The organism is Paenibacillus senegalensis JC66 (assembly GCF_000285515.1).
Classification (GTDB): Bacteria; Bacillota; Bacilli; order Paenibacillales; family NBRC-103111; genus Paenibacillus_L; species Paenibacillus_L senegalensis.
In genome coordinates, this window is sequence record NZ_HE610957.1 from 241,504 (window position 1) to 266,427 (window position 24,924).

Consider the following 24,924-nt stretch of genomic DNA (forward strand, 5'->3'; position numbering starts at 1 on the left):
TTTACGCCTCCTCTGAAAGTTCAACCGGAAGGGCAAGGATTACTCTTAACCCTGACGGTTCTGCGTTCTCGATTGAAAGTCCAGCGTCTTTCCCGTACTTCAGCCTTAGCCGGCGATGGACATTAAGCATCCCTGTTACTTCTCCAGTAGGGTGTTCCCGCTTAAATGTCTGCGACCATCTACTTACTTCTTCCTCGCTCAAGCCTCTTCCATTATCCTCCACAATAACGAGAAGCAGCGGAGAACCGGCGGATGAAGCCGCTTCTTGTATATGGATGGCCAGCCTCCGGTCTTCTCCATCGTGATCCAATCCGTGCTGGTAAACGTTCTCGACAATCGGTTGAAGAATCAGCCGTGGAACCTTCAAATTAAGATACCGCTCTGGGATTTCCCCGAGAGATACATGGATTCGTTCGTGAAAGCGAATGGACTGGATCTCCGTATATACCTTGACATGATGAAATTCCTCTTCTAGTCTAACCTCTTCTTTGCCGTTTCTCGTTATATACTGAAAATAATCACCTAAATATTTGGTGAATCGCGTTGAGTTTTCATAATCCTGTGCTTTAGTCATGCGGTACAGCAAATAGAAGCTGTTATATAGGAAATGGGGATTGATTTGCGATTGCAGCTGCTTAAGCTCAGATTTTTGCAGCAGGAGCTGCTGCTCGTATACTTCATAAATCAGCTTGTTCAAATGAGCCGTCATGTGATTAAATCGCTCGTATAAATATTGAAATTCATCGTGGCTGTTATGCTTGATCTCCAAATGCAGCAGCCCCGCCTCCACCTTGCGGAAAGCACCTACCAGCTTGCGGAGCGGCCGGTGTATAATTCTGTAAATCCAGTAGGCGAATACAACCAGAGTGACCAGGGAGATCCCCGAAATCAAAAAAAGATACAGCCGATACTTCTGAATCGGTCCCATGACTTCGTGTTCCGGCACATACACAACCATAGAAGAATTCAGCTTTGCCGATTCCATGATTACCGTCAAATAATTTCTGTTTTGCAGAAAAAGGGATACGGTATTCGTATCCGGATCAGCATCCTTCATCATTTGTTTAATGATTTCATCATTCATATGATCATGGGAGCTCGCGATAACTACATCTTCGTGAATAAGCACAGCACCACCTCCCGCATGGCCGGGCAGCTGCTGAAGGTAACTCTGCAGGGCCGGAATCGAGATTTCCAGTTCCAGGATAAAAGCAGGGTTTTGTCTGTCAAGATTAAAAGGAGTCGGGTAATATTCCCGGATAAACATCCGGTTATCCGAATAGATAAAAGGAGGAGCGGACTTAAACGCCTCCTCCTTTAAACGGTCGATCTGCACCTGGTCCAGCGGATCCACCAGTCTATTGGAGGAGACAGTTCGGGAAACCGAGGGAATATACGCACGGGCTGCTGAAATATACATACTTGAAGCCTTAATCAGACTTAAGCGCTTGTGCAGTTTCTTCATTGAAAAAAGCTTCTCGTAATTGGACATCCTTTCCACCAGCATGGAAAGGGACTCCAAATCCTCATCATTCATGAATTCCCGCTGAAGAACCGTCATTCGCTCAATTTCGTTCTCCAAGGACATTAAATAAAATTGAGCCTGCTGGTTCAAGGATTTCGTGATTTCGTTCTTAACCGTTTCGGCTCCTTTTTCATTAATAAAATAACCCAGCGCGTAAAGAGGGGAAATGACAACGAGAAAAGCAACGACCAGCTTGCTAAATATAGAGAATCGCCTTTGTTGCTTGTGCAGCTTGTGCTGCTTGTGCAGCCTTTTCATCCTCTTCCTCCCCTGCCTTACGTGTATGTCGGCGTGAAGCCGGAGCGGCCCGCCTGAATCCATTATTACCCTTTAACGCTTCCAAGCACAATTCCTTTTGTAAAATGCTTTTGCAGAAATGGATAGACCAGCAGGACAGGTAATGCGCCAACGAAGAGCTGTGCCGCCTTGGCTGTGCGGTCTGATACCATCAAGAGTACTTCCAGATCGGTTGAGCTGTTAATGATTGTACTCATTCCGACCACAACAGTATACAAGTAGCTCTGCATCGGGTAATTGTCAGGTGAATTCATGAATAGAATTCCGTCAAACCATGAATTCCAGTGGCCGACAATAGCAAATAAGGTTACAGTGGCAATCGAAGGAGCAGACAAGGGGACGAAAATGCTCCAAAGAATGCGTAAGTGGCCTGCGCCGTCCATAAGCGCGGCTTCTTCCAGCTCTTTCGGCAGATTACGGAAGAAATTTAGCAAAATAACTACATTAAAGACCGGAACCGCGGCGGGGAGCACTAGCGCCCAAATAGTATCCAGGATGCCAAGTGCGCGGATGGTCATATACATTGGAATGATTCCTCCGCTGAACAACATTGTAAACACGAAAATCCAGACGTATATGGTTCTTCCCTTCAAGGTCGCTGCGTCTTTGGACAGCGGATAGGCAACCAGAATCGTAAGCAGCATATTGATCAGTACTCCAAGGGCTACACGCTGCAGCGAGATGCCCATCGATTTCAAGAATGCCGACTGTCCCAATACAAAATCGTAGGATTTCAGCGTAAATTCTATCGGCCAGAGAAACACTTTTCCGGCCGCAACAGTAGCATCAGAACTTAAGGAAATCGCGAACAAATGGACTAGCGGAAGCACACAGAGAACAGCCAGAACTGTCATAAAGCCATAGTTAAGAATGGAAAAGATGCGCCAATATATCGAAATTTTTCCTGCCATGGATGGTATCCCTCCTAAAATATTCGATAGTTCGCGAAGCGGTAAGCCATATAGTAGGATACCGAAATTAATAGAAGTGAGACAAAAGACTTCAGAACACCGATAGCTGTTGCCAGCCCGTATTGAGCTTCAATCATGCCAACCCTGTACACAAACGTATCGATGATGTCTCCGCTTTCATAAACAATTGGACTGTACAGGTTAAACACCTGGTCGAACCCCGCATTAAGAACGCTTCCAATGCTGAGCGTAGCCATAAGAACAATGATTGGTCTCATGCCCGGCAGCGTAATGTGCCAGATCTGCTTCCACCGGCTGGCCCCATCGACAATGGCCGCTTCATAAAGAGCGGGGTTAATGCCGACAATGGCCGCGAGGTAAACGATCGTACTGAACCCGAACTCCTTCCATTCATTGGAGACTACAAGGGTATACGGAAACCACCGGTTATCCCCGAGAAAAAAGACCGGGTCCGTCCCTATCCACTCCAGAAACCTGTTAACAATGCCGGTGCTGGGTGATAAAATATCGATCAAAATACCACTTAGGATAACCCAAGATAGGAAGTATGGCAAATAAATCATCGTTTGGATCAATCGTCTGTAAGCCTCTTTGCGGATTTCATTCAGCAATATAGCGATAGAAACCGGAACAATAAGTCCAACTACTATTTTCATGCTGGCAATAAATACTGTGTTCCAAAGAATCCGGTAAAAATCAGGCAAATCGAGCATATAGCGGAAGTTATCGAGCCCAACCCATTGAGAGCCGAAGATTCCTTTTGCCGGAATAAAATTTTGAAAGGCGATCACGATGCCGAGCATAGGAATATAGCTGAAGATGATGATCGCGATAAGACCCGGAATAAGCATTAGATGCAGCGGCAGCTGGGTCCGCCATTTTTTGTGCAGCATGTGGATGTCCTCCAGTATAAAGATACGGAAGGCGAATGTCTCCGCCTTCCCAACCTCCTAATTATTTTGTGAGTACCACTCATTTACTTCTTCCGTAATCTGGTCGCCGCCAAGCTTTTTCCAGTCCTCAACAAATTTATCGAAGGCGCTGATCGGCGATTGCCCCATGATGATTTTGGTAAAGGTCTCATCCTGCATTTTTTTCAAAGAAGCCATTTTTTGCGACATAGTCGGTGTAGCCGCTCCCTGGAATTCACTGTACAGGCCTAGATTGTTCTTGTTATAGTAGTCGATCACACTATAGGAGCCTTCCGGCCCAAAGACGGCCGTAGCAAACCAGAGTGTCTTATCGCCATCGTAGTATTGGGTGAGTCTATCGTAGTGAACGCTTGCTGGAAACCCGAGATGGCTGCCGTCACCTTTCTCCAACGCTTCCTGTACCTGCTTGAATGCCTCCAAATTCACGTTCAGCGGGTCAATCTGGACCGGATGGTACTTCCCGGGGAAGACGCCTTCTTTATCTGATATAAACGGATTCGGCTCAGGTGCGTAGTTCGTTTCATAGTAGTGCTTAAGATAAATATTGGCGAGCTTGATCATGGCCTCCGGATTCCCCGCTCCCTTTCTCACGACATAGAAGTTCGCTGCCGTATCCAGAAGCTGGGGAACTGCTGGGCTGCCGTCAACCGAAACGATCGGATAAGGCTTCCATTCAGCATTAGGATCATTATCGAAATTTTTACTATGAATATGGCCCCCATCGGATACGGTGCCATAGGCCAGTCCGAGCTTTCCTGCTGCGATTTCCTCAGCCAGCTTATCCCACGGCTTGACCGCGAACTCCTGATCGATCACTCCATCGGCATACAATTCGGCCAACTGCTCAAGCGCTTCTTTCATCTCTGGCTGGATGGAACCGAATGCAAGACGGCCGCTGCTGTCCTTAATCCAGATGTCAGGATAAGCCTTATACCCGTTGAAGAACCCTTTCACCGTACCGTGCATCTGGAATAAAGTATTGTTAACCCCTAATCCGCGCGTATCATCCTTGCTGTTTCCATCCGGATCTTCCTTGGCAAATGCCGTAGCGATGCGAATGACGTCATCGATTGTTTGCGGCTCAGGCAGGTTCAGCTTTTTCAGCCAGTCTGCACGCACCCACAGCATTTCCCCGGTACTGATCCCGCCGTTAACCTGCATTCTGGGAATCCCCACCAGCTTGCCGTCCACAGTCGCTGCCTTCAGAGCTACTCCATTATCTTGCTGAAGCAGTTCTTTAAGGTAAGGACTGCCATACTGCTCCAGCAGCTCAGTCAAATCCTCCAGCTGTCCCGCGTCGTTCAGTCTCATCATCTCTTCTTTATTCACCATTAGGAAATCCGGAATATCACCGGAAGCGATAGAGACGTTCAGCTTCTGTCTGTATTGGGACTCATCCACCGTCCAGTTATTTTTCACTTTAATCCCGTACTGTTCTTCAAAAATACGAGTCCATATATTACTGTCAATGGAATCGCCGTCCCTGTATTTGAACCCTTGGTTAATGTCGCCGCGAACTGTCGTTACCTCAATCAGCGGATCGTATTTTCCCAGCGGATCTGCGGGTTTCTGCGGTGTCGGACTGTTTTCCTTGCTCTCTCCCTGTTCTTCCGCCGGATTGCTGTCAGCGCCCGGGCTCCCGCACGCGCTCAGTGTCAGAGCCGCGGTCAGCATAAAGGATACAGTCCAGAGACTTCGTTTTCTGTAGATCATCAAGCACCCCTCATTTCTTCACATATTGTGTTACCTCTTCTATTATAAATGGCTGTGAAAACGCTTCGACACGGGACAATTTTGCGATTCTTGCCCAGAATTAATCAATCCGATACTCTAGCTAATTATGCGCAAGCAGCTCCCGGCGAATCGCGTAAGTTCCCGTAAGAGCATCAACCAGATACTTCACCGTAACCTCAATATCCCCATATGTGTTGATCAATGTGTCAATGGATGCCTCATATTCCTTGTGTACGAAAGGGTGAAAATGGGATACAAAAATGATCGGGGTATCCAGTTTGGTCCAGCCGCCCATCATATTGCGTGCCACTTCATCGTGCAGCCGTACCACGTTAAGACCATAGCTGAGCCGGCTCCCTATAGAGCAGAGGATTAAATCAAAGCTTCCTCCGCCAGCTGCCTCGAACAGCCGGTCTGGGCCCGGATCCACCCACTGCTCAACATGAGCTGTATGCTTTGCTAGCTCCCGCTTCACCCGTTCATACAGCTCAGCATATCGATCATGATTGTTCATGATGACAGCGTGCAGCACTCGGGTCTCCGGCTTGATCGGGAACGGTACCAGCCCCTTTCGGTCTCTGACGAGCGTGATGCTCTCCCGGGCGATACGCTCGGCAACCCGCACGTTATGCTCCTTACTGATTGCCGGGTTCTGAGTATTTTCAACTGCCTGAGATGCCTCCTTTTGCCCGAACAGTCCTAATTGTTCCTTCAAGGAAAGGATGCGGCCGGCCCGATCCCGAAGCGTCTGAAGCGACAGCTTGCCGCTTTCCATCCGGCACTCCATTTCCGTGTAGAACCGTTCATTCACCCGGGGGAACAATAGCAAATCGCACCCGTTCTCCAGTGCTGCGGCACATGCATCGTAGTAATTCATATAACCTACTGCGCCGCCCATCTCAATAGCATCCGAAACAATCAGCCCCTCAAATCCCATCTTTGTGCGCAGAAGGTCGACCAGGAGCCGCTTGGACAACGCAGCAGGCGGATACAAGCCATTTTCATCCGGCACGTCAAAGGCGGGCAGTGCAATATGGCCCGGCATAACAGCCATGGCACCGTCGTCGATCAGCGCTTGAAATACGCGTCCCGGCCCTTTCCACCACTCCCTTTGTGTCAGCGGATTGACCGATGTAGTCAAGTGATGATCCAAACTGGAGTGCCCATCGCCGGGAAAATGCTTGATGGTTGCTATCATGCCATGATCTTGAAGCCCTTGCATATAGGCCCCGGCCATTTTAATAACATGTTCAGGGTCTTGACCCGGGCTGCGCATGCTGACAACCGGGCTGTCCGGATCGGCAGCCAAATCCACCACCGGTGAGAACGTCCAATTGTAGCCTAATTCGCCTGCTTCCTGTGCCGCAATTTTGCCCGCTTCATAGGCAAGCTCCGGTGAATTGGTCTGGCTAAGACCCATCATGTAAGGGAAACGGGCTGCCCCCTGTATCATATTTCCCGGCCCGCACTCCAAGTCGCTCACAATCAGAGGCGAGATGCCAGCTGCTTCCTGAAAACGCCGGATCGCTATGCGAAGCTCCGAGACTTCCATCGGATGAAAAAAGACTGCTCCGAAATTTTCTGCCTCCTGTTTCTCCTGCTGAATCCGCGCATAAGCCGGACAGATCACCTGATTTAGCAGCCCCCGAAAATCCAGAGAATTCACAAGCTGCTGCGCCTGGGGCGTTTGCTTTATCCGGTATTTCATTTTCATGTCACACTCCTTCTACCAGGAAATGTTGATGGTACCGCTAATCTCCTTGATTACTATTTTGTTATCCTGCCGCGCCCACGGAATCTCTTCTTCATCGGCAAAATGATGGCGGATATCGACACGCCCTTTCTCAAGCGCCCACACAGGCGGGTATATGATTAAGATGGCTTCTTTAAGCCCGCCGACGGTTATCGTCCGTACTGGATCGATCTTCCTTGTGGACACCGGGCTATTTTCCCGGCACCATACCTGCCCCGGTTCCTTTTGTTCCATAAATACCCGGCATTCCTCATGAAAAGTTCGATCCAGAGCGTAAGAGATTTCTGCCGGACCTGCAGCTGCCGCCTGACCGATGATGACCGGAACCCCATCCGGGGTGCGGAGACGGAAGGATACGGAGGAATCCTTTTTGCATCCGGTGAACAGAAATGCGTTGTCATGCCGTTTCACAAACATGAGCGCAGGAGCGGACGCTTCCTCGTGTTTGTCCTGCAGCACCGTGTAGCCGAAATGCTGGAGCATGTACCGCAGAGCAACAGAGCCATCAACAAACGAAGTGTCTTGTCTTACAGGCAAGTGGGTAATTCCCGAATTCGCAAAGGGAAGCGAGCCCCTCACCCAGCTGATGCGACCGCCGTTCCAGGAAGGATGCTGTCTGCTTAACGCATAAGCGCGTACCTCGCCCCCTTGATGCAGCTCAATCGCGGGGAGTGTGAAGGCATCTTTCGCATCTCTAATTTGTTCATGGAACCCTCCATCGCCGATTAGCGCCTGATGGCGCAGCCTGCGTGCCAACCCGCGTCCGGGGACGGCTGTTCCGTCCTCCTGAAGACCGCTGCTGCGCACCTCGAAATCGCCTTCCAGCCCCTCGCCCCGCTGCAAATTCAACATTTCCAGCAAAGTCGGGTCTTGTATGGAGCCATACATCAGCAGACGGCCCCCCGAGCGGACATAATTGGCAAAGTAGGCTGAATGGGTTCCGCTTAACCAGGAGGCGGAAACGAGCAGGATCGTGTCCTTCATTTTTGCAGTTGCTCCCTCGGTCATTTCAAAGAGAGTATCCGTACCGATCACCGTATTAAGCGGCAGCCCTTGATTGATCGCGTTGCGGATGAACCAGTCATGGAAAAAAACAGTTCCCGAATGTTCAGCTGATTCCTTCACGATCTCATGCAGTTCGCGAAACGGGTAAACCCAGGTTAGCAGGCCGGGCTGATCAGGGGATTGCGTTAAAGCTCTGCGGAGATGGGGAATAATGTCCATTGTATCCCATTCGTTGAGCTCCCCCCTTTCCGTATCGATCGTCAGAATCTCTACAATTCCCGGCCCTTCCAGTTCACCCGCTCGATTTACCCTGGCTGCGGCGAGCGGACAGTAGATGTCGTGCGGCTCCCGGTCATACAAATCCCGCCATGGATTTTGCCAGAACCAAGGATCATTGGGATAGAACCGAAACGGATAGGTACTGCCGGGAATTTCTGCGATTCTGGACAGATAGCCCGTCATTTCCAGGCCGAAGTCATAATTCAGGGCACCCCATGGGGAATTCGGCGGCGGCAGCTCAAGATACTGTTTCTCATACAAGGTGAGCAGCGGAATATAATCCTTCGCCAAGTCCATTCCCGTACCGAAGTTAGTGCCCCGTATCTCTGTACGGGTATGGGGACATTCCATTTTGAAATGGTCCCAAAACGACAGCACTTTCGTTGACAGCTCGTCATATTCTGTGAGCGGCATTTGCTCCCCGTTATAATTAGCGCCCAAATAAGTCCAGGGAAAATAAGAGACCGCAAAGCCGTTGGAGAACCAGATATAATCAAATCCCATCGCAGGCAGGAAGCTGGCGCATTGACGGCCGAGAAATTCACCGAATGGAGTACCCTCCGGAATCCCCTGCGGATAAGCCGCATATACAGCATCATCAGCATGCAAGGTGGACCAGGTACAGACAACCGTATAATCAGCTTTAAGCGAAATATACTGTCCGCCAAGCTCTGCGAGGTTAATCTCCGGGTGGTCCTTGTATTTAAAATCGGAATAAGCGAATTCTGGACCCGCGTCAAAGGTCGCCCCCACCTCCATCCTCACTCCAAACCGTTCGGCAGCGACCCGTTTGAAGCTGGCAACGATTCTTTTAAGATCGCCGTAAGTCATCGCTACGGGGGCATCCTTGTATGGGCGGGCGATTCTCGGGTCCTTGTCGCCTTGAATGTGGCTGAAGCAGTCTTCATTCGCAAATCCGATATACTTGGCCCATTCGAACTCCGTGCTTTCATTTCCGTCCCAGGTTAGAATCTCGCTGCCGTCCGCCACCCACAGCAGCATAGATGCCTCATGAGCCATACCAATCAGGGGCAGCCACTGGCGGATCGCCTCTGCACAGACCTCATCAATGGCCTCTTGCTCCAGACTGAAGAACGGCTTCAAGCTCATTTCAAGTGTAACCCGCTGCAGCTTTCTCCCTCTTTCACATGTACCATCAGAGATCATCAGCACTTCGCGGCCTCCTTTACAATCTCAAGTTCTAAGCCAAGCACGTCAGCCACATGTCTAATCTTGGCATTCAAATGACCGACACCAAGAGCGAAATGATGGGTCGGACCTGCCGCACACCAGCTTTCAACGAAATCAGCTACCCGGCACGCAAAGCTGCAGCGGGTATTGGTGTTCCCTGTTTGCGGAATCTCCCCGGGAACAGACTCTCCTTCGGCGGCAATCATTTTGAAGCGGCCGTCCGCCGTTTGCGAGATGCCAAGCAGCGTCACTGGCCCGTTCTTAATGCTGAATTCCAAACCGATGCCAGAGCCGCTCTTGCCATGGAACACATCCAGTCCGCGGATGATTGGCCGGCCGTTGCTGATTCTGATATTATGCGGGCCATCGTGTCCGACCAGCACAATATCATCTTCAAAATCGCACGGGTGCAGCTCAGCAAAAGATCCTCCGCCGCCAAGTCTCTCCATAATCAGCATTGCTGCGCATGTCTTCAGGTCGGCTTCTCCTGCCAAAGGAATACCCTTGCCCGTCAGCAGGGAATTGCCCAGCACCATGCTTGAACCGATCCGTTCGTATTCGTTATTGTCAAGCCCGCGATAATAGTAGGCGAGTCCGGTCAGCTCGTATTCGGCAACCAGCTTGTCGAGCCCTACCGCGACCTTGGCGGACCAATCGAGATCCTCCTGACGGATTGGCCTTGTAATCGGATCGATGAACGGATCCGCCAAGGTGAATACACTGCTGATCTCCTCGAGCTTGTCGGCCACCTCAGCGGGTGTAACATCATGAATAAGCTTGGCAAGATCGCACATCTCCAGCATCTGCACATGAGAGCCGAAGGCCGCCGTGAATGCGGTAGGATCTGTGTTCATGTCATACATGCCCTCGTACGTATGCCCCATATAGCCTATTCGCGCATATTTGAAAGCCCGGCGGGCATTGGCTACCTGGCACCACTTCTCGATCTCCTTTTCTGCTCTTGCATCCTCATGAAGTGTGCCAACAATCATGCCGGCGGCCGGTTGACCTGCCCTGATCAGGACGCCGCTAATTTCAGGGAGCGAGCATATATTGTCATTCGCCAGCTGCATGTAAGTAGTCGTATGGCGGTAATCCAGCTTTTTTAAAGGCTGCAGCGCCACTAATACGGTAGGCACGCCAAGATTAAGAATAGCGGTTGCTGCAGAAGATGAAGTCACGTATGTGCTTAAATTGCAGAATAAAAAGTCTACATCCGCGGCCTTTAAACGTGCCGCCGCAGCGAAGGAAAGGCCGACATTATCCACGAAACCGGCTGATACCACTTCTACATCCTGCTTTCGAAGCCTATCCTCGAATTGTTTACCGTTCGCCTCCAGCTCTTCCTTAAGACCCGGAAATTGCCCCCAATAAGGCTCATGACCTACAGTGATTACACCGACACGAGCTTTGGCACGATGGAAGTTTTGTTTCATTTTGAACACCACCTGTTTTATTTTTATTGAGCTTTTTAAGCATGCTGGTTGGCATGAATCTGCGGTTCGCTTATAATAACCCTTACCTTAACCTTAGGAGGGAGTCGGAAGTTGTGATTGAACCCGTTGCGATTTATTTCGAGCACTGCGAGCCCGGATGGCATGTCCCTTCCGCCCCGGCGGATCACCATATCTTACTGCTCCTTACTTCCGGAGAAATCGTGTACCGCTTGGGGGACAATACTCGCATCACTTTGCAAAAAGGTGATATGCTGTTCATCCCCGAAGGCACGATGCGGTCGGCGGTCAATGCCAGCGGCCAATCTCATGACATGTACGCCGCGCATTTCCACTATGAAGGGGATGGCGAAGGTTTGCCGCTGTTAAAGGAGCCTCAGACTCTTTTGGGCACACTGATTAACGCGGACTATATGAGACACCGCTTCTCCCTGCTCACCCAGCATTGGCTTCGCAAGTCCCTTTATACACGGACGCTCTGTCACGCCATGATGCTGGAGATGCTGGCCATCCTTTATGAGGATGCGAGACGGAACTCTGCCCCAGGCAAATCCCATGGAATCGTTATACAGCTGCAGCAGTACATTCTGGAGCATTACCGGGAGAACATAACCGTCCAGGATTTAGCCGATCATGTCGCATTAACTCCCAACTACATCAGCAGCCTATTCCGGCAAGCAACAGGCGTCACCGTAACGGAATACATTCAGCAAATTCGCGTATCGGCCGCCTGTGACCTCTTGACCGGGTCCCAAATGAATGTCAGCGAGATATCGGATTACCTCGGTTTTTGCGAACCGTCTTATTTCAACAAAGTATTCAAGAAAATCACCGGCCTCCCGCCATCCATCTACGTTAAGGAAAAGCCGCGAATATGGGTGAAAGCGAAATAACAGCGTATCCCCAGCTCTCGCACTCTCTCTGCCTGCATGGTAAGCCGAAGACTCACGAAGCTAACCTTGCATACTTATGCTTTATTCGCTTTTCAAGAAAAGCACCCAGTCGTTTCCTCTCCCGCTTGATGGGGCTGTAAAGGTGACGATCCCAAGATTGTCAAAAAAACCGAGCTCACTCCACATTCCATTCGCCGGTTTGAACCAGGAAGCCCTAACCTTGCTCCCGGCGATTCGCCCCATCACGACATGGACGAATAAACCATTGGGGCAGTAAATCATCGCATACGTTTCACCCCGTGTCGCCACCCTATAATTTGAGCCTTTGAAATTATCGGCGATCAGCCCCTGATCAGGGATGCGGCTGAGCGGATCCTCCAAGGCTTCCATTAATGCCCTGAGATGCTGCATTTGGTTCGCTCCGGGACGATCGAGTGCTGCTTTCCAATCCATGATAAAAAACGTCCCCGGCCCCGTCATCTCGAACGAACCGTACATACCGTCACTCATTGCCCAGACGGATTGATGCCCATACGTATGTCCGCAGGCTCCGGCAAACACTGCATAGTAAGCCGCTGTTCTCACATCAGTCTCATCAAAATAGCCGCGCTCACATTGAAAGCCGCGGGGGAAATCTTCGTAACACGGCTCCGAGTCCAGCACTGGTTTAACAGGAAGGCGTGCGTAATCTTCCTTAATCAGCCTGTAATTATCGCGTACACCGTCCCCATGACCGGATTGTGTCATGTTGAAATCCAACCAGTCTTCCTCATGCAAATGATATGAAGAGGACGTAGAGCCTTTCGGATGGAAGGTCATCAGATGTGCCGCTCCTCCCCCCTTCTTCAACCCGTCAGCTAGGGCCTGGATAATGGCAAAATGGCGGCGATTTTGAAGCGGCCGGTCACCTCCAAGCACCCAGATCAGATTGCTGTCATTCTTGTAGCGCTCCCCAAGCCACCGCCCATAGCTGTAGGCATTGTCTTCAGTAAAGATTTCCGGCCCTCTGCCGGACAGCTGGTTGAACTTGTCGCCCCAGGTCGGCAGAAGAGCAATATACAAACCTAGAGAAGAGGCCTTGCGGATAATATGATCGACATGATCCCAGTAGGAGTACCCCTCATCCGTGTCGGGAAGCGCCGGATCGAAGCGGCCGTGTTCATTTCTTTTGAGCGGCCTTCTCCCGTAATAATTCCCTGAACGCACACCGTCCGGCTCGGCCAAGACAACGGCCTGGATCACATTGAACCTTTGCTCTGCCCTTTTCTTGAGATACAGCTCAGCGTCCTCCCGGCTCAGCTTGTGAAATAAGTTCCAGGCTGTATCACCCAGCCAAAAAAACGGCGTCCCGTCCTCCCGGATCAGAAAACGCCTGTTTTCGCTAACCCGAAGTCTCTGCAATCGTCTGTTCTCAGCCTTCATAACACTCCCCCTGTACGAACCCTTTTTTTGAACCGGTTCACGCTTTAAGCTTAATCCTCAGTCCTTCCGCTAGCCATGAACGCAGCTATAAATTTCAGGAAAATTCTACGATCCGGGGATCAGGAAGTTCATAGTCGTTAAAAACGGGCAACAAAGTAAAAAACGTCTTATATTCCGCCGGGAGGTTCACGATTAAAATAGGGATAATGCTTTTTTCAACTGCTCAAGACTTATTAAGGAGGGGATTGATCCATGAAGCAGCCAGAGCCCCCTTTGCCGCCCGCCTATGTGTACCTGCCTACCGGATCGACAGCGGTCAGCAACCCGTTGGACATGTACGGATATTCCCGCTGCCGGGTCTATGTGCAGCCGGCTTCTCTGCCTTCTTCAATCGATGTAGTCGTGAAGGGAGCACCTAATGAAGACGGGCCCTTTGCTGATGAGCTTGGAGCGGAGGCCAGAAGGATAGGAATTTCAAGTGAAACATCCTATGTCCTACAGGATATATCCCGCTTTCTGCGAATAGAGGCAGAAAATTTTACAGGAAGTTGGACAATATGGGTTGTACCCATCTATACCTGAGAGAGGGTGATCATGGTAAAACTGAAAGTAGAAGATGGAGCGTGTACTTACACAGGCAGCTGGGTAGTCCAGCATACGGAAAGCGCCAGCTTGCACAGCAGGCATGACTCGGATGGAGAAGCTGAAACTGGCGCTTCTGCTTCTTGGGGCGGATATATTAGAGGGGTTGAAATTTATGCTTCCAAAGGGGCGGATTTCGGTAAAGCCGATGTCTACCTCGACGGCATTCTTCATGGTGAAATTGATTATTTCAGCGCATCAGAACAGCATAACGTGCTTGTCTATACGATAACAGGACTTGCAGCAGGCTATCATTCCATCTCCATTCACAAGCAAGTGGCCCGGGGGCGTTCTTCGGCTGCCGGCCGAATTAATCTTGATTACCTGTTGGCTGATTTTGTTCATCCGAATAGGGATGCTATACGGAACATCGTCTGTATAGGCGACTCGATAACGTTCGGGGCCAACGTATCACCAAGACCAGCTCAGTTATATGGCCGCAAGCTGCAGCAAATGCTCTCCATTCCGGTTAGCATTCACGGATTATCCGGCGCGTCAATCCGAACCATCACTAGCATCATAGACGCAGTCGTTGTTCCCCGCAGACCTGAATTAATCCTGTGGCTCGCAGGGATGAACGATTCTCATCCCCGTGCAGATCTGGAGCGGGGAATCGACCGCATACAGGAACTGCTTCCAACTGCCGGGATCATCGCCTCCACGATCCAGTACAATACTTACTACACTGCGGAGCAAAATTCCGCAAAGGTGAATGAAGTGAGGACAGCCTGCCAGAATAAAGGGATTCCATGCGTAAACTTGTACGCAGCTACGTTCGGCAACTCCTATATCCATACACCCGAGGGTACTGTCCACCCGAATGGGGACGGGCATAATTTGATTGCGAATCTGTTTTATAATGAAATCATCACGCACTTGCGGAGATTATCTTGAATCACACAGCAGCTCTTGTCCATATCCATATGTAGCATTTCTCAAGATATTCGGTTTGGTTGTTTGCGGAATTACCCCCGTTTCGATTTTTTCGATCAATTTTTACTGATCAGCAGCTTCTTTTGTTAGGGCAAGCTGGGGGCAAATCGACTAGTAAAGGGAGAAGGATTATGAAACCAAAACAACTGGTGTTAAATGACTGGAAGTTTAAAGCTTGTGATGAACTTGATTGGATGCCGGCGCGGGTTCCCGGGTGTGTTCATACCGACCTGTTCAGGAATGGAAAAATCCCCGATCCCTTCTATGGAACTAACGAGCATGACCTGCAGTGGATTGACAAGAAAAACTGGGAATATGAAACTGTATTTACACTTCCACGGGATATGATGGCACTGGATGAGCTTGAGCTCGTATTCGACGGACTGGATACATATGCGGATATTTATGTGAATGGCAAGATGACTCTATCAGCAGACAATATGTTCCGCACTTGGCGGATTAATCTGAAAAAAGAACGCATCCGCTCGGGAGAGAATCATATACGGATCCTGTTCCGTTCTCCAATTCAGGAGGATCTCCCAAAGCTGGAAAAGCTCGGCCATTCACTTCCTGCTGCCAATGACCAATCAGCCCTGGGGGGACTTGGTGATCGAAAGGTCAGTGTATTCGCTAGAAAAGCACCGTATCATTACGGCTGGGACTGGGGACCGCGGTTTGTCACAAGCGGAATATGGCGCGAATGCCGAATCGAAGGCTGGTCCGGAGCCAGAATTAAAGATCTGTTTATCCGCCAGGACAAAGTCACGCCCGCGTTCGCCCAATTGACGGCGGTCTTCCATATTGAAGCAGATCAATCGCTTGCTGCCACTCTTTCATTGAGTACGGCAGGACAGCACTGGGAGATTGAAGCTGCCATTGCGCCAGGAAATCAAATTGTTGAGCTGGCGCTGCACATCGACCGCCCGAAGCTTTGGTGGTCCCGTGGTTTAGGCGAACCGAACCTGTACGAATTCCACGCTGAATTGACGGCTGGTTCGAGCCCGCTCGCAAAGGCTTCAGTACGCACCGGTCTACGCAGCGTCAGGCTTGTCAGGAATCCCGATGAAGCCGGCACCTCCTTTTTTCTTGAACTCAACGGTGTGCCTGTCTTCGCCAAGGGAGCTAACCATATCCCGAACGACAGCTTTCTCCCTGAAGTAACGGAAGAGCGTTACCGCCATGAGATTGCATCAGCTGCAGAGGCCAATATGAACATGCTTCGTGTTTGGGGCGGGGGGATTTATGAAGCCGACGTGTTCTATGACTTGTGTGATGAGCACGGGATTATGGTTTGGCAGGACTTTATGTTCTCTTGCAGTATGTATCCGGGTGATGATGAGTTCCTGGAGAATGTTCGCCTAGAAGCACAGGAAAATGTAGTTCGTTTAAGAAATCACCCGAGTGTTGTACTCTGGTGCGGCAATAATGAAATCGACCTTGCGTGGGCGCATTATAATGAAAATGCTGGATGGGGCTGGAAAAAAGCATTTAATGCGGAGCTGCGGGAAAAGATTTGGGCCGATTACGAGGCGATCTTCCATAGCCTGCTGCCCGATGCGGTCTCCAGCTTGGCGCCAGGCGCCGAATATTGGCCTTCCTCCCCTTTGGTATCGCTTAGCCGGGATGAGCATCAGCACGCCAATCCCCGCCGGACCAGTGGAGATATCCATTATTGGGGAGTTTGGCACAATAAGGAGCCATTTGAACAATATAACGTATATGTCGGTAGGTTTATGAGCGAATACGGCTTCCAATCCTTCCCTGAGCCGAAGACAGTCGGAACCTTTGCTGACAAAAGCGATTGGTCACTGGAGTCCAAGGTGATGACGGCTCATCAGAAGCATGGAAACGGCAACGCATTGATCCTGCATTATATGGAGCAATATACAAAAACCCCAAAGGATTTCGAATCGTTCTTGTACGTAAGTCAATTCCAGCAAGCCGAAGCCATCCAAACCGCTATTGAAGCACATCGCCGCCGCAAGCCTTATTGTATGGGCTCCCTATATTGGCAGATGAACGACTGCTGGCCTGTCGCCTCCTGGTCCGGCATCGACTACTTCGGTCGCTGGAAGGCCCTTCATTATATAGTCAAACGCAGCTTTCGGGACGTCAGCCTCGCTATAGCGCAGCAGAATGATACCCTTGCCGTCCATCTCATCTCGGACGTACAGGCTCCAGTAGAAGGTACCCTTTGCATCCGGCTGTATAGCTTTGAGGGTGAAGTATTATGTACAGCTTCCCTTCCCGTGAATAGCGATATTCAGGCAGCGGATATCCTATACCAAACTACGGTCAGTGATCTTCTTGGACATCACGATCCGGCAGCCGTTGTTTTCCGGGCCGAGCTAAAGCAGAATGGGAAAGTCATAGATAGCAAGGACCACTTGTTTGTAAAAGATAAGGAGCTTCAATTGCAGGCTCCTGCTCTTACCATAACAGCGATCCCCGGGAGCGGAGGCTCCGCCTTTACGGTGGACAGCAGCGTCTTTGCCCGTCAGGTTTGGCTGTCTAGTGAAACTGAAGGCATTTTTAGCGACAATTGCTTCAATCTCGTTCCAGGCATTCCGCAGACCGTCACTTTCTTAAGCCGTCCATCAGGTAAAAGCGTCTTTCGCCCAGCATCTCCGGGCAGCATAACCGCTATTTCATTGGCTGACTGTGTCCAACTTCAGATGTAGCTTGTCGGTTTGGGAAGGTGTAGGTTTAGCTATCCAGAAAGTCCGCAAATAAAAGTTGGGCGGAAAACATAATTTCCGTCCAACTTTTTTGTCATGTTGTTTTTGTCATGTTGTTTTTATCATGTTGTTTTTATACGAAATTTCGTCTAGAACATTGGCTGCAGTTCCTTAATAGCTTAAAGCCCTTGCATTTGTACGATTTGTCATACAAATCTCGGGTAATCGCCCTTCAATCCCCTGCATTTGTACGATTTTTCATACAAATATTGGGCAATGGCCCTTCAATCCCCTGTATTTGTACGACGTTTCATACAAATCTCCGGTATTCGCACTTCACCCCTATGCATTTATACGACATTTCGTACAAAACGCAGGCAACAAGCCCGCGCAGCCCTCGAAACCTGCGTACCCGCCAACCTTGGCTATTTTCATGCTGGAGTTGTGCCTCAGAATTCAATGGCATGACTGTTCAAGATTCTTCTATTAGATCTCCTTCAAGATCCCCCTCTAGCTCCAGCATCCTTTGCCGAAGTTTGTTTAGGGCGTCTTCTCCGGGCTGCCAATACCCCCGCTGATAGCTTTCAAGCAAAGACTCAATCATGGCATGGTAAGCCCAGCGGTTGTTTTCTTTCATCTGCCTGCTTCTCCGCTCGTCTTCAACATAAACCTCGTGAAGCTCACCGAACACCCACGGCTCCACTTTCCCGGTCGTGGCCGCAAGTCCAAGCACATATTCAAAACGGCGGGCAATTGTTTGTGTGCCGTGAAAGGGATGCTGCAGCAAAGCATCGATCCATTTCGGGTTGGTCAGCCGCGTGCGCACTCCTCGGGCAATGGCATGCTCTGCCGATTCTTGCTTAATCTGCTCGCCAGTCGTATCGGTAATGTAACTATCTGCCGGACTTCCCTTTGCCAGTTCCACTGATTTGGACAAGCCCCCGAAATATTCGTAATAATGGTCGGAATCCGTTACTTCATATTCATGGCTGCTGCGAATTTGCGATACGATATCCACAGCCTGGAGATGGGAGCGAAAAAGCTTCGGTTCCGCACGCCTTTGTCCTGACAGGCTGTACAGATGATGTTGGCTTTCAGCATAAGCGCGGGCAAGCTCGCCTTCTTCCTGCCAGTTTTTGGTCTCGATCAGCTTGGTTACCGTCGTCCCGTATTGTCCCTCGGCCGGTCCGAAAAATCTGGCGCTCGCCAAATCGGCAATAAGCTCAGAATCATAGCCGTCCGAGTGCAGCCACTCGCTCACCTTCCGGGTATGCGCCCTGAACCGATTCTGTTCATCAGGCTCATCCAGCTCGGATACTTTGCGAAAAAGCTGGTTCAGTTCATCCAGCAGGTTCGGAAACATGTCGCGGAAAATGCCGGTAATGTGCACAACAACATTGAGCCGGGGCCTGCCTAATTCCCGGAGCGGAATGATCTCATAGTCGCTTCGAAATGAACCTTTTCTCTCCCCGGTCCTTACCCCGAGATAATGCAGGATCTGCCCGATTGTTTCTCCCTGTGTCCGGGAAGTTTCCAAGCCCCACAAGACGACCGCGGTTGTATCGGGGTATTTTCCATGCTGTTTCCGATAATGATCGATTGATAGCTCCGCAACCCTGGCGCCGCGTTCCATCGCTGTCGGACTTGGGACTGAACGCGGATCAAATGCATATAAATTGCGTCCGGACGGCAGCACTTCAGGACTTCTCAGCACATCGCCAGCCAGCCCTGCCGGAACATATTTTCCTTCCAACGCTTGCATAAAGCCTGTCCTTTCGTAATTGTCCGTGACACTTTGATAAACCTCGAGACCATAGTTTAACGCACGAATGAGCTCGGATTGCCATGCCGGAGATTCTTGCTGGTACTTGTCCGGAATGCTTTTGGTTCGTAAATAGTCGTTGATAAGCATTTCTGCCTCATGGTCTAAATTGGCAAGTATTCTGGAATTATTGCCATTATTTGTTCCCAGCTCTTCGCGCATTCCGTGGTGTTCCGCCAACAGCCCGTGCAGCGAGCGAATATTTCCCCGTTCATGCCGCAGGACATGGCGCATGTGCTGTGCAGCATCTTCATGAGATAATGCCTCTCCTAGCACATGCAGGCCTCCGGGGATTAGGGAGCGTTTCATTCGATAAAGCTCTTCTTCCAACTCGTCCGGGTCATTGCCGGGTACATGCAGGCTTTTCGCACATTCTTGCACCTTCTGCAGCAGCTCGGCGGCTCGCCCGGGATCAAACTGCTCCGCCTCACGAAATTCGTGCAGCAGCCTCTCCAGATCAGTCCACTCGCCGTACAGCTCTGCCTCGACAAACGGTGGCGCCTGGTATCCGACCAAGACAGCATGGCTTCGGCGTTTGGCAATCATCGCTTCAGAAGGATTGCCTACATAATAATAGTACAGATGCGGAACGTCCCCAATGAACTGATCCGGGATACATTCCCCGGACATTCCAGTTTCTTTCCCCGGTAAAAATTCAAGGGTGCCGTGTGTCCCTACATGAACGACCGCATCGGCCTCCCAATGGTCATGGATCCATTCATAAAACGCCGAATACTGGTGGGTTGGCGGAAGCGATTTGTCATGGACAAGGCTTTGCTGGTTTTCATGAACTCCCCGGGTGGGCTGCAAGCCGATAAATACGTTGCCATTTATGATTCCCGGTATTAGAAAGGCGCCGTCTTCTACCATGATCTCACCGGGCGGCTCTCCCCATCGCTTTATCGCATCACGTCCCCATTCCTTGTTGCGCAGCTTCCCGAAGAATGCAGGATCGAGGTGGCAGATGAGCGCATTCGCTCCTTCGCCCGCCCATTGCGAGGTGTTCACTACACCCTGCTCAACAAAACGGGCTTGCAGCTCGGCCGCCGTCATTTCCGTGACATCATAGCCCTCCTGCTTGAGCCAGGTAAGCATACGAGCCAAGGAGGCAAAAGTATCCAGGAACGTGCCGCCGAACACGTTCGCTTCTCCGGGAGGGTAATTATAGCCGATCAGCGCGAGCTTTTTGTCCGCATTGGCTTTTCGCTGCAGAACGAGCCAATTTCGGATGCGCTGGACCAAGCGCTCGATTCTTCCGGGTAAAGCGACCATCTTATACAAAGCAACTTGCAGCAGCGGATCTTCCCCTTCCCGATGCATGGCAGCTATTGGATATGTCTCAATACTTCCATCCATTTCCGGAAGAACCACCTGCACCATCAGCTGCGCTGGAGCAAGCCCTTTGGACGATTCCCTGTATTCCTCCTCCGTCATCGTGGATAAAAAGAAGGGGTGAAGCACAGGTGCTTGCAAGCGTTGAAGCAGCTGTGTAAAGCTGTTATCCGCAAAGGCCGCCGGGCCGCTTCCAAGACGAAAGGGCAGGAAATTAACAAGCAAATGGACGTGCTGATGATCGAACAATAAGCGCTCCAGCCTGTCTTTCGAAATGTTCATGACAGAAGGAAAGGCAATCGGCAGGACATTGGCAAATTCCTCTATCTTTTCAATAAGTGGACCTAGGCAGGCTGATAAATCTGCGGGATTGCCGTTGCCAAGAAAAAACAGCGCTACAGCCGGCCTATCTTCGTTAACTATCCGGCTATTGGCGTAATCGGAATAAGACGAGTAAGCCGTTAGCGTGATCGGATCGAACAGGCACAACTCCCGAATATATATCGGCTCGGGAGGCACAGGAAATGAGCTGCCAGATGAATATTCTCTTGCAGCCAGGCATAGCAGTGAATACATGTTGTCCTCTCCGCCGCCGCGCCAGTAATTCATAATACGAACATAATGAAGATAGTCGTTCCGTTGTTCCGGAGGGCCCGCCTGCCCGGCTGGCGGGCCAATGGCATCCGGCAGTTCGCTGGCTGTGAGCACGCCCAGCTTCAGCAGGTCGCGAATCTCCGCAGCGTTGCCTCCTACCGGAACGATATAAGCAGATGGTGCAGCGTGCAGCATGTTGCGGATCAGCGCGATTCTTTCTTTATGGACACCATGAGCGTCAAACAGAATGAGTCCGGCGGAGGCCAATAATTCCGCAGATCGGGTTTCATTTAAATGGTCTCCAAGGTTGATAATCGAAAGCTTGAGCTGTTGCTTCTGATGGTCATCAAACCGGCGATAAGCAGCAGCCAGATGGGCTTGCACCGCCTCTCCACCGGTTAAAACCGTAATATTCACACTGCTTCCCTCCCTAAAAACATTCTGTTTGAGCGTCAGAATGCGATTTTTTTATACGGTCGTTGACTGTCAGATTACAGTTACTTAGTGCCCGCTTGATTCCCCAGTCAGATTACAGTTACTCAGTACCGGCTTGATTCCCCGGTCAGAACGCGGTTTCTTACAGCCCGTTTGATCTCCCCGGCTTCCAGCTGTTCCAGCCGCACGTACTGCGCCTGCAGCTCGTCAGCGAGTTTGCGGGCATAGCCGAGCCGAACAAATCCTTGCTCCGTATCAATGACCAGTGACTGAATCCCTAATGAGGCGATCATGTGTGCAATCCTCCTGCTTTCCTCCCAAGGATCGCTTTCCGGAACAAGACTGGCATTCGCCCGGCCGTCTGTGACGATAACCAGGACCGGAATCGGCTTCTGTTTACTGTAAGAGTCAGCTTGAACGTTTTCAAAAGCTTTCGCCAGTCCGGCAGATAGCGGCGTTTTGCCCCCTGTCGGGATTAATCTAAGCTTCTGTTCCGCTTTTTCTACGCTTCTTGTCATCTCAAGGAGCACATCCGCGCGCGATCCGCGAAATGTGATGAACCCCACCCTGTCCCTTTTTTGATAAGCATCCTTAAGCAGCGACAGAACGGCGCCTTTTACCGCTCTCATTCGCCGCGATGCATTCATCGAGCCGCTGGCATCGACAACAAACCATAATGCCGTGCCGATTCGTTGTTCGCGTACTTTAATCCTTAAGTCACTACGCTCAATAATAAGCTTCGTCTTTGCAGCTGTTCCTGCATGCAAACGCTTCTCGCGGCGGATTTTCTGATAAGGTGCCGCTGCCCGCAGAGTAGCATCCAAAGCCAGGTCGCGAACGGCTCCTTTCGGAATTTCAGCACGAATATATCTGCCTTGACCGGAACTGGTATCGATTTTGCTGCGTCTTCCCGCTCTCCCGTATGCAGGCATTGTAGAACGATTAAAAGATAAAGAAGGGATAGCAAGGGGCTGACCAACGGCTTCAACCTGCTTCTCCTGCTTCGCTTCATTCGATGCTGCGGATAGTGTTTCGGGAGATAGCCTGGTCGGCGCCGCGAACGATGCTTCCCCTTTGTCGTTATCGTCACCAACATCCAGTTGATTCGTTCGCAGCGGATGGCTATCCGGACTGGTTGATCCCGGCTGAGCATCCGCCCGATTCTCGGGAGTCCTGCCGGAAGATTCCGGGTGACTGGCGGCTTGCTGCTCCGATTGATGAGCGCTGCGACTTTGCTCCGGAGGCCGCTCCTGCGACGCAGAGACTGGATTATGCTCTCCATGTTCAGGCATAATTCCTGATGGCAGAACAGACTCTGCCGCTCTTCGTACATGCTCGGGGCGAATCACCGTCTCCCCCTCCCAGGCGGCAAGCGCGCGGGCAGTCTCAACTATCCTAATATCGCGGCGGTGGCCGCTGCAGCCGGCTTGGCGCACGATTTCACTTGCCAGACGAAGGACGGAGTCGTCAGGCTCAAGCTGCGGAATAAGCTGCTGTGCCTGTTGGATCCGGGCTTTTAGCACTTCCGTTTGCGCTTCATATCGCCGAACGAAAGCATCCGGCTCCCGCTCGTATTCCAGTCTGCGCCTAACGATTTCTTTACGGTCGTTCAAATCGTATATACCATCCATTTGAACAATAAGCCCCCAATGATCCTCATAAGCGCCAATCAAGCTGGCCTCCTCAGGATTCATCGTGCCGAACAGCAGAAATCTTGAATCGAGCTGAGCGGAAAGACCTTCCCGTTCCAGCGCATAACTGCCGGCTTCCATGGCCTGTAACACAAGCTTCAAACGCGCTTTGGGCATGAGATGAGCCTCATCGATAATCACGATATTTCCGTTCGCCTCGTGCAGCAGACCCGCGGACAGCTTACGATTTCCATGCCGAATCGCATGTGCGGCATCCATCCCGCCCAGCAGCCTGTCCTCCGTCGCATGAAGCGGAATGGCAACGGTCGTTTTATCAGGCAGCAGCTCGGCCAATCCACGCACAAGCGTTGATTTAGCCGTCCCTGAATGGCCGCTAAGCAGCACGCCGCCAAGCTTCGGGTTAACGGCATGCAGCAGCAGCGCCTGCTTCGCAGCTTGCTGCTCGACAACGGCGCAGAACGGATAGATTGGAACATTACCTGACATGCAAATTCTCCTTCATGAACTCATCCAGCACCACTTGCACCGTTTTTGCCCCGCTATCCATATCCTCAAACGGTTTTTTGCGCATTCGATGCGGCAGCGCGAGCGCAGCTGCTTCGGTCATATCAGCCTGCCGCACTTCCCCTCGCCCATCGAGCGCCGCAATCGTCATAGCAGTTTTCATAACCGTAATGTCTGCGCGATGTCCATCCACTTCCAGGCGGATGCCGATTTGTGCTGCCCATTCTATCATGCGCTCTGACAGCTCAATCCGGCCAAGCTGCTGACGGGCCCGCATAATCTTCTCTTGCAGATCAGCCTGCCTGGCGGAGTACTGCAAGCAAAACGCATCTGGAGAGGCCTCAAAGGCAAGCCTGCGGCGTATAATTTCCATCCGATCCTGCACATCGCTTTCCCCGGATACCTCGACAGAGAGGGCAAACCTGTCAAGGAGCTGCGGGCGCAGCTCGCCTTCTTCAGGATTCATCGTCCCGATCAGAATGAACTGTGATGGATGCGAATGCGAGATGCCTTCCCGCTCCACAGTGTTTACTCCCATGGCAGCAGCATCAAGCAGCGCATCAACGATGGCATCATCGAGCAGATTGATCTCATCGACGTATAAAATATGATTGTGTGCTGCAGCAAGCAGACCCGGTTCGAACCGCACTCCGCCTTCCCGAATCGCATGCTCGATATCCAGGGTACCCACGACGCGGTCCTCCGTTGCGCTTACCGGTAAATTAACTACACGAAGTCCAGGCAGCAAACCAGCGAGTGCTCGAACAGCCGTTGATTTGGCGGTGCCTTTTTCCCCGCGAATCAGTACGCCGCCAAGCTTTGGATTGATTAGATTCAATAGCAGCCCTTTTTTCATCGTTTCCTGACCGACAATGGCTGTGAAAGGAAACGGATGTTTCACAGATTCCATATCCA

Annotated in this window: 15 protein-coding genes; 4 read left to right on the plus strand and 11 right to left on the minus strand. The window is 51.0% G+C overall.

Going from position 1 to position 24,924, the window contains the following annotated elements; translation table 11 throughout:
* Position 1: 1 nt before the first annotated feature.
* From PSHG_RS01455 to PSHG_RS01485, 7 genes are all read right to left on the minus strand, one after another.
* On the minus strand, positions 2-1,783 hold the full coding sequence (locus PSHG_RS01455; protein WP_010268396.1) for a sensor histidine kinase: 1,782 nt from the start codon (positions 1,781-1,783) through the stop codon (positions 2-4).
* 65 nt (positions 1,784-1,848) lie between these two features.
* On the minus strand, positions 1,849-2,733 hold the full coding sequence (locus PSHG_RS01460; protein WP_010268400.1) for a carbohydrate ABC transporter permease: 885 nt from the start codon (positions 2,731-2,733) through the stop codon (positions 1,849-1,851).
* A gap of 14 nt (positions 2,734-2,747) precedes the next feature.
* On the minus strand, positions 2,748-3,647 hold the full coding sequence (locus PSHG_RS01465) for an ABC transporter permease (protein ID WP_010268403.1): 900 nt from the start codon (positions 3,645-3,647) through the stop codon (positions 2,748-2,750).
* Between the two features lie 57 nt (positions 3,648-3,704).
* Positions 3,705-5,399: an extracellular solute-binding protein gene (locus PSHG_RS01470; RefSeq protein WP_010268407.1), complete on the minus strand. Its 1,695-nt coding sequence runs from the start codon at positions 5,397-5,399 to the stop codon at positions 3,705-3,707.
* A 121-nt stretch (positions 5,400-5,520) separates the two neighbouring features.
* Positions 5,521-7,128 (minus strand): glycoside hydrolase family 3 protein, encoded by a 1,608-nt coding sequence (locus PSHG_RS01475; protein WP_157213419.1) that lies wholly within the window; start codon positions 7,126-7,128, stop codon positions 5,521-5,523.
* An 18-nt stretch (positions 7,129-7,146) separates the two neighbouring features.
* On the minus strand, positions 7,147-9,630 hold the full coding sequence (locus tag PSHG_RS01480; RefSeq protein ID WP_026021125.1) for a hypothetical protein: 2,484 nt from the start codon (positions 9,628-9,630) through the stop codon (positions 7,147-7,149).
* On the minus strand, positions 9,624-11,084 hold the full coding sequence (locus tag PSHG_RS01485; RefSeq protein ID WP_010268414.1) for an L-fucose/L-arabinose isomerase family protein: 1,461 nt from the start codon (positions 11,082-11,084) through the stop codon (positions 9,624-9,626). The genes PSHG_RS01480 and PSHG_RS01485 overlap by 7 nt, the downstream gene beginning before the upstream one ends.
* A gap of 113 nt (positions 11,085-11,197) precedes the next feature.
* Here PSHG_RS01485 and PSHG_RS29120 point away from each other — a divergent pair, with 113 nt between their 5' ends.
* Complete coding sequence (locus PSHG_RS29120; protein WP_010268415.1) at positions 11,198-11,995, plus strand: AraC family transcriptional regulator; 798 nt, start codon at positions 11,198-11,200, stop codon at positions 11,993-11,995.
* Between the two features lie 81 nt (positions 11,996-12,076).
* On the opposite strand, the gene PSHG_RS01495 is transcribed toward PSHG_RS29120, so the two are convergent.
* On the minus strand, positions 12,077-13,417 hold the full coding sequence (locus PSHG_RS01495) for a glycoside hydrolase family 140 protein (protein WP_010268416.1): 1,341 nt from the start codon (positions 13,415-13,417) through the stop codon (positions 12,077-12,079).
* A gap of 252 nt (positions 13,418-13,669) precedes the next feature.
* Here PSHG_RS01495 and PSHG_RS01500 point away from each other — a divergent pair, with 252 nt between their 5' ends.
* From PSHG_RS01500 to PSHG_RS01510, 3 genes are all read left to right on the plus strand, one after another.
* Positions 13,670-13,999 (plus strand): hypothetical protein, encoded by a 330-nt coding sequence (locus PSHG_RS01500; protein ID WP_010268420.1) that lies wholly within the window; start codon positions 13,670-13,672, stop codon positions 13,997-13,999.
* A gap of 12 nt (positions 14,000-14,011) precedes the next feature.
* Positions 14,012-14,953 (plus strand): SGNH/GDSL hydrolase family protein, encoded by a 942-nt coding sequence (locus tag PSHG_RS01505; RefSeq protein ID WP_010268422.1) that lies wholly within the window; start codon positions 14,012-14,014, stop codon positions 14,951-14,953.
* Positions 14,954-15,123: 170 nt separating this feature from the next.
* Entirely contained in the window at positions 15,124-17,673 is a 2,550-nt protein-coding gene (locus PSHG_RS01510; RefSeq protein ID WP_010268423.1) for a beta-mannosidase, read from the plus strand.
* A 469-nt stretch (positions 17,674-18,142) separates the two neighbouring features.
* On the opposite strand, the gene PSHG_RS01515 is transcribed toward PSHG_RS01510, so the two are convergent.
* The 3 genes from PSHG_RS01515 to PSHG_RS01525 all read right to left on the minus strand — a co-directional run bounded on the left by PSHG_RS01515 (position 18,143) and on the right by PSHG_RS01525 (position 24,919).
* Positions 18,143-21,835: a cobaltochelatase subunit CobN gene (locus PSHG_RS01515; protein ID WP_010268427.1), complete on the minus strand. Its 3,693-nt coding sequence runs from the start codon at positions 21,833-21,835 to the stop codon at positions 18,143-18,145.
* 122 nt (positions 21,836-21,957) lie between these two features.
* Positions 21,958-23,991, minus strand: coding sequence for a VWA domain-containing protein (locus PSHG_RS01520; RefSeq protein WP_010268428.1), 2,034 nt, complete (start codon positions 23,989-23,991; stop codon positions 21,958-21,960).
* On the minus strand, positions 23,981-24,919 hold the full coding sequence (locus tag PSHG_RS01525; RefSeq protein ID WP_010268429.1) for an ATP-binding protein: 939 nt from the start codon (positions 24,917-24,919) through the stop codon (positions 23,981-23,983). The genes PSHG_RS01520 and PSHG_RS01525 overlap by 11 nt, the downstream gene beginning before the upstream one ends.
* Positions 24,920-24,924 lie beyond the last annotated feature (5 nt).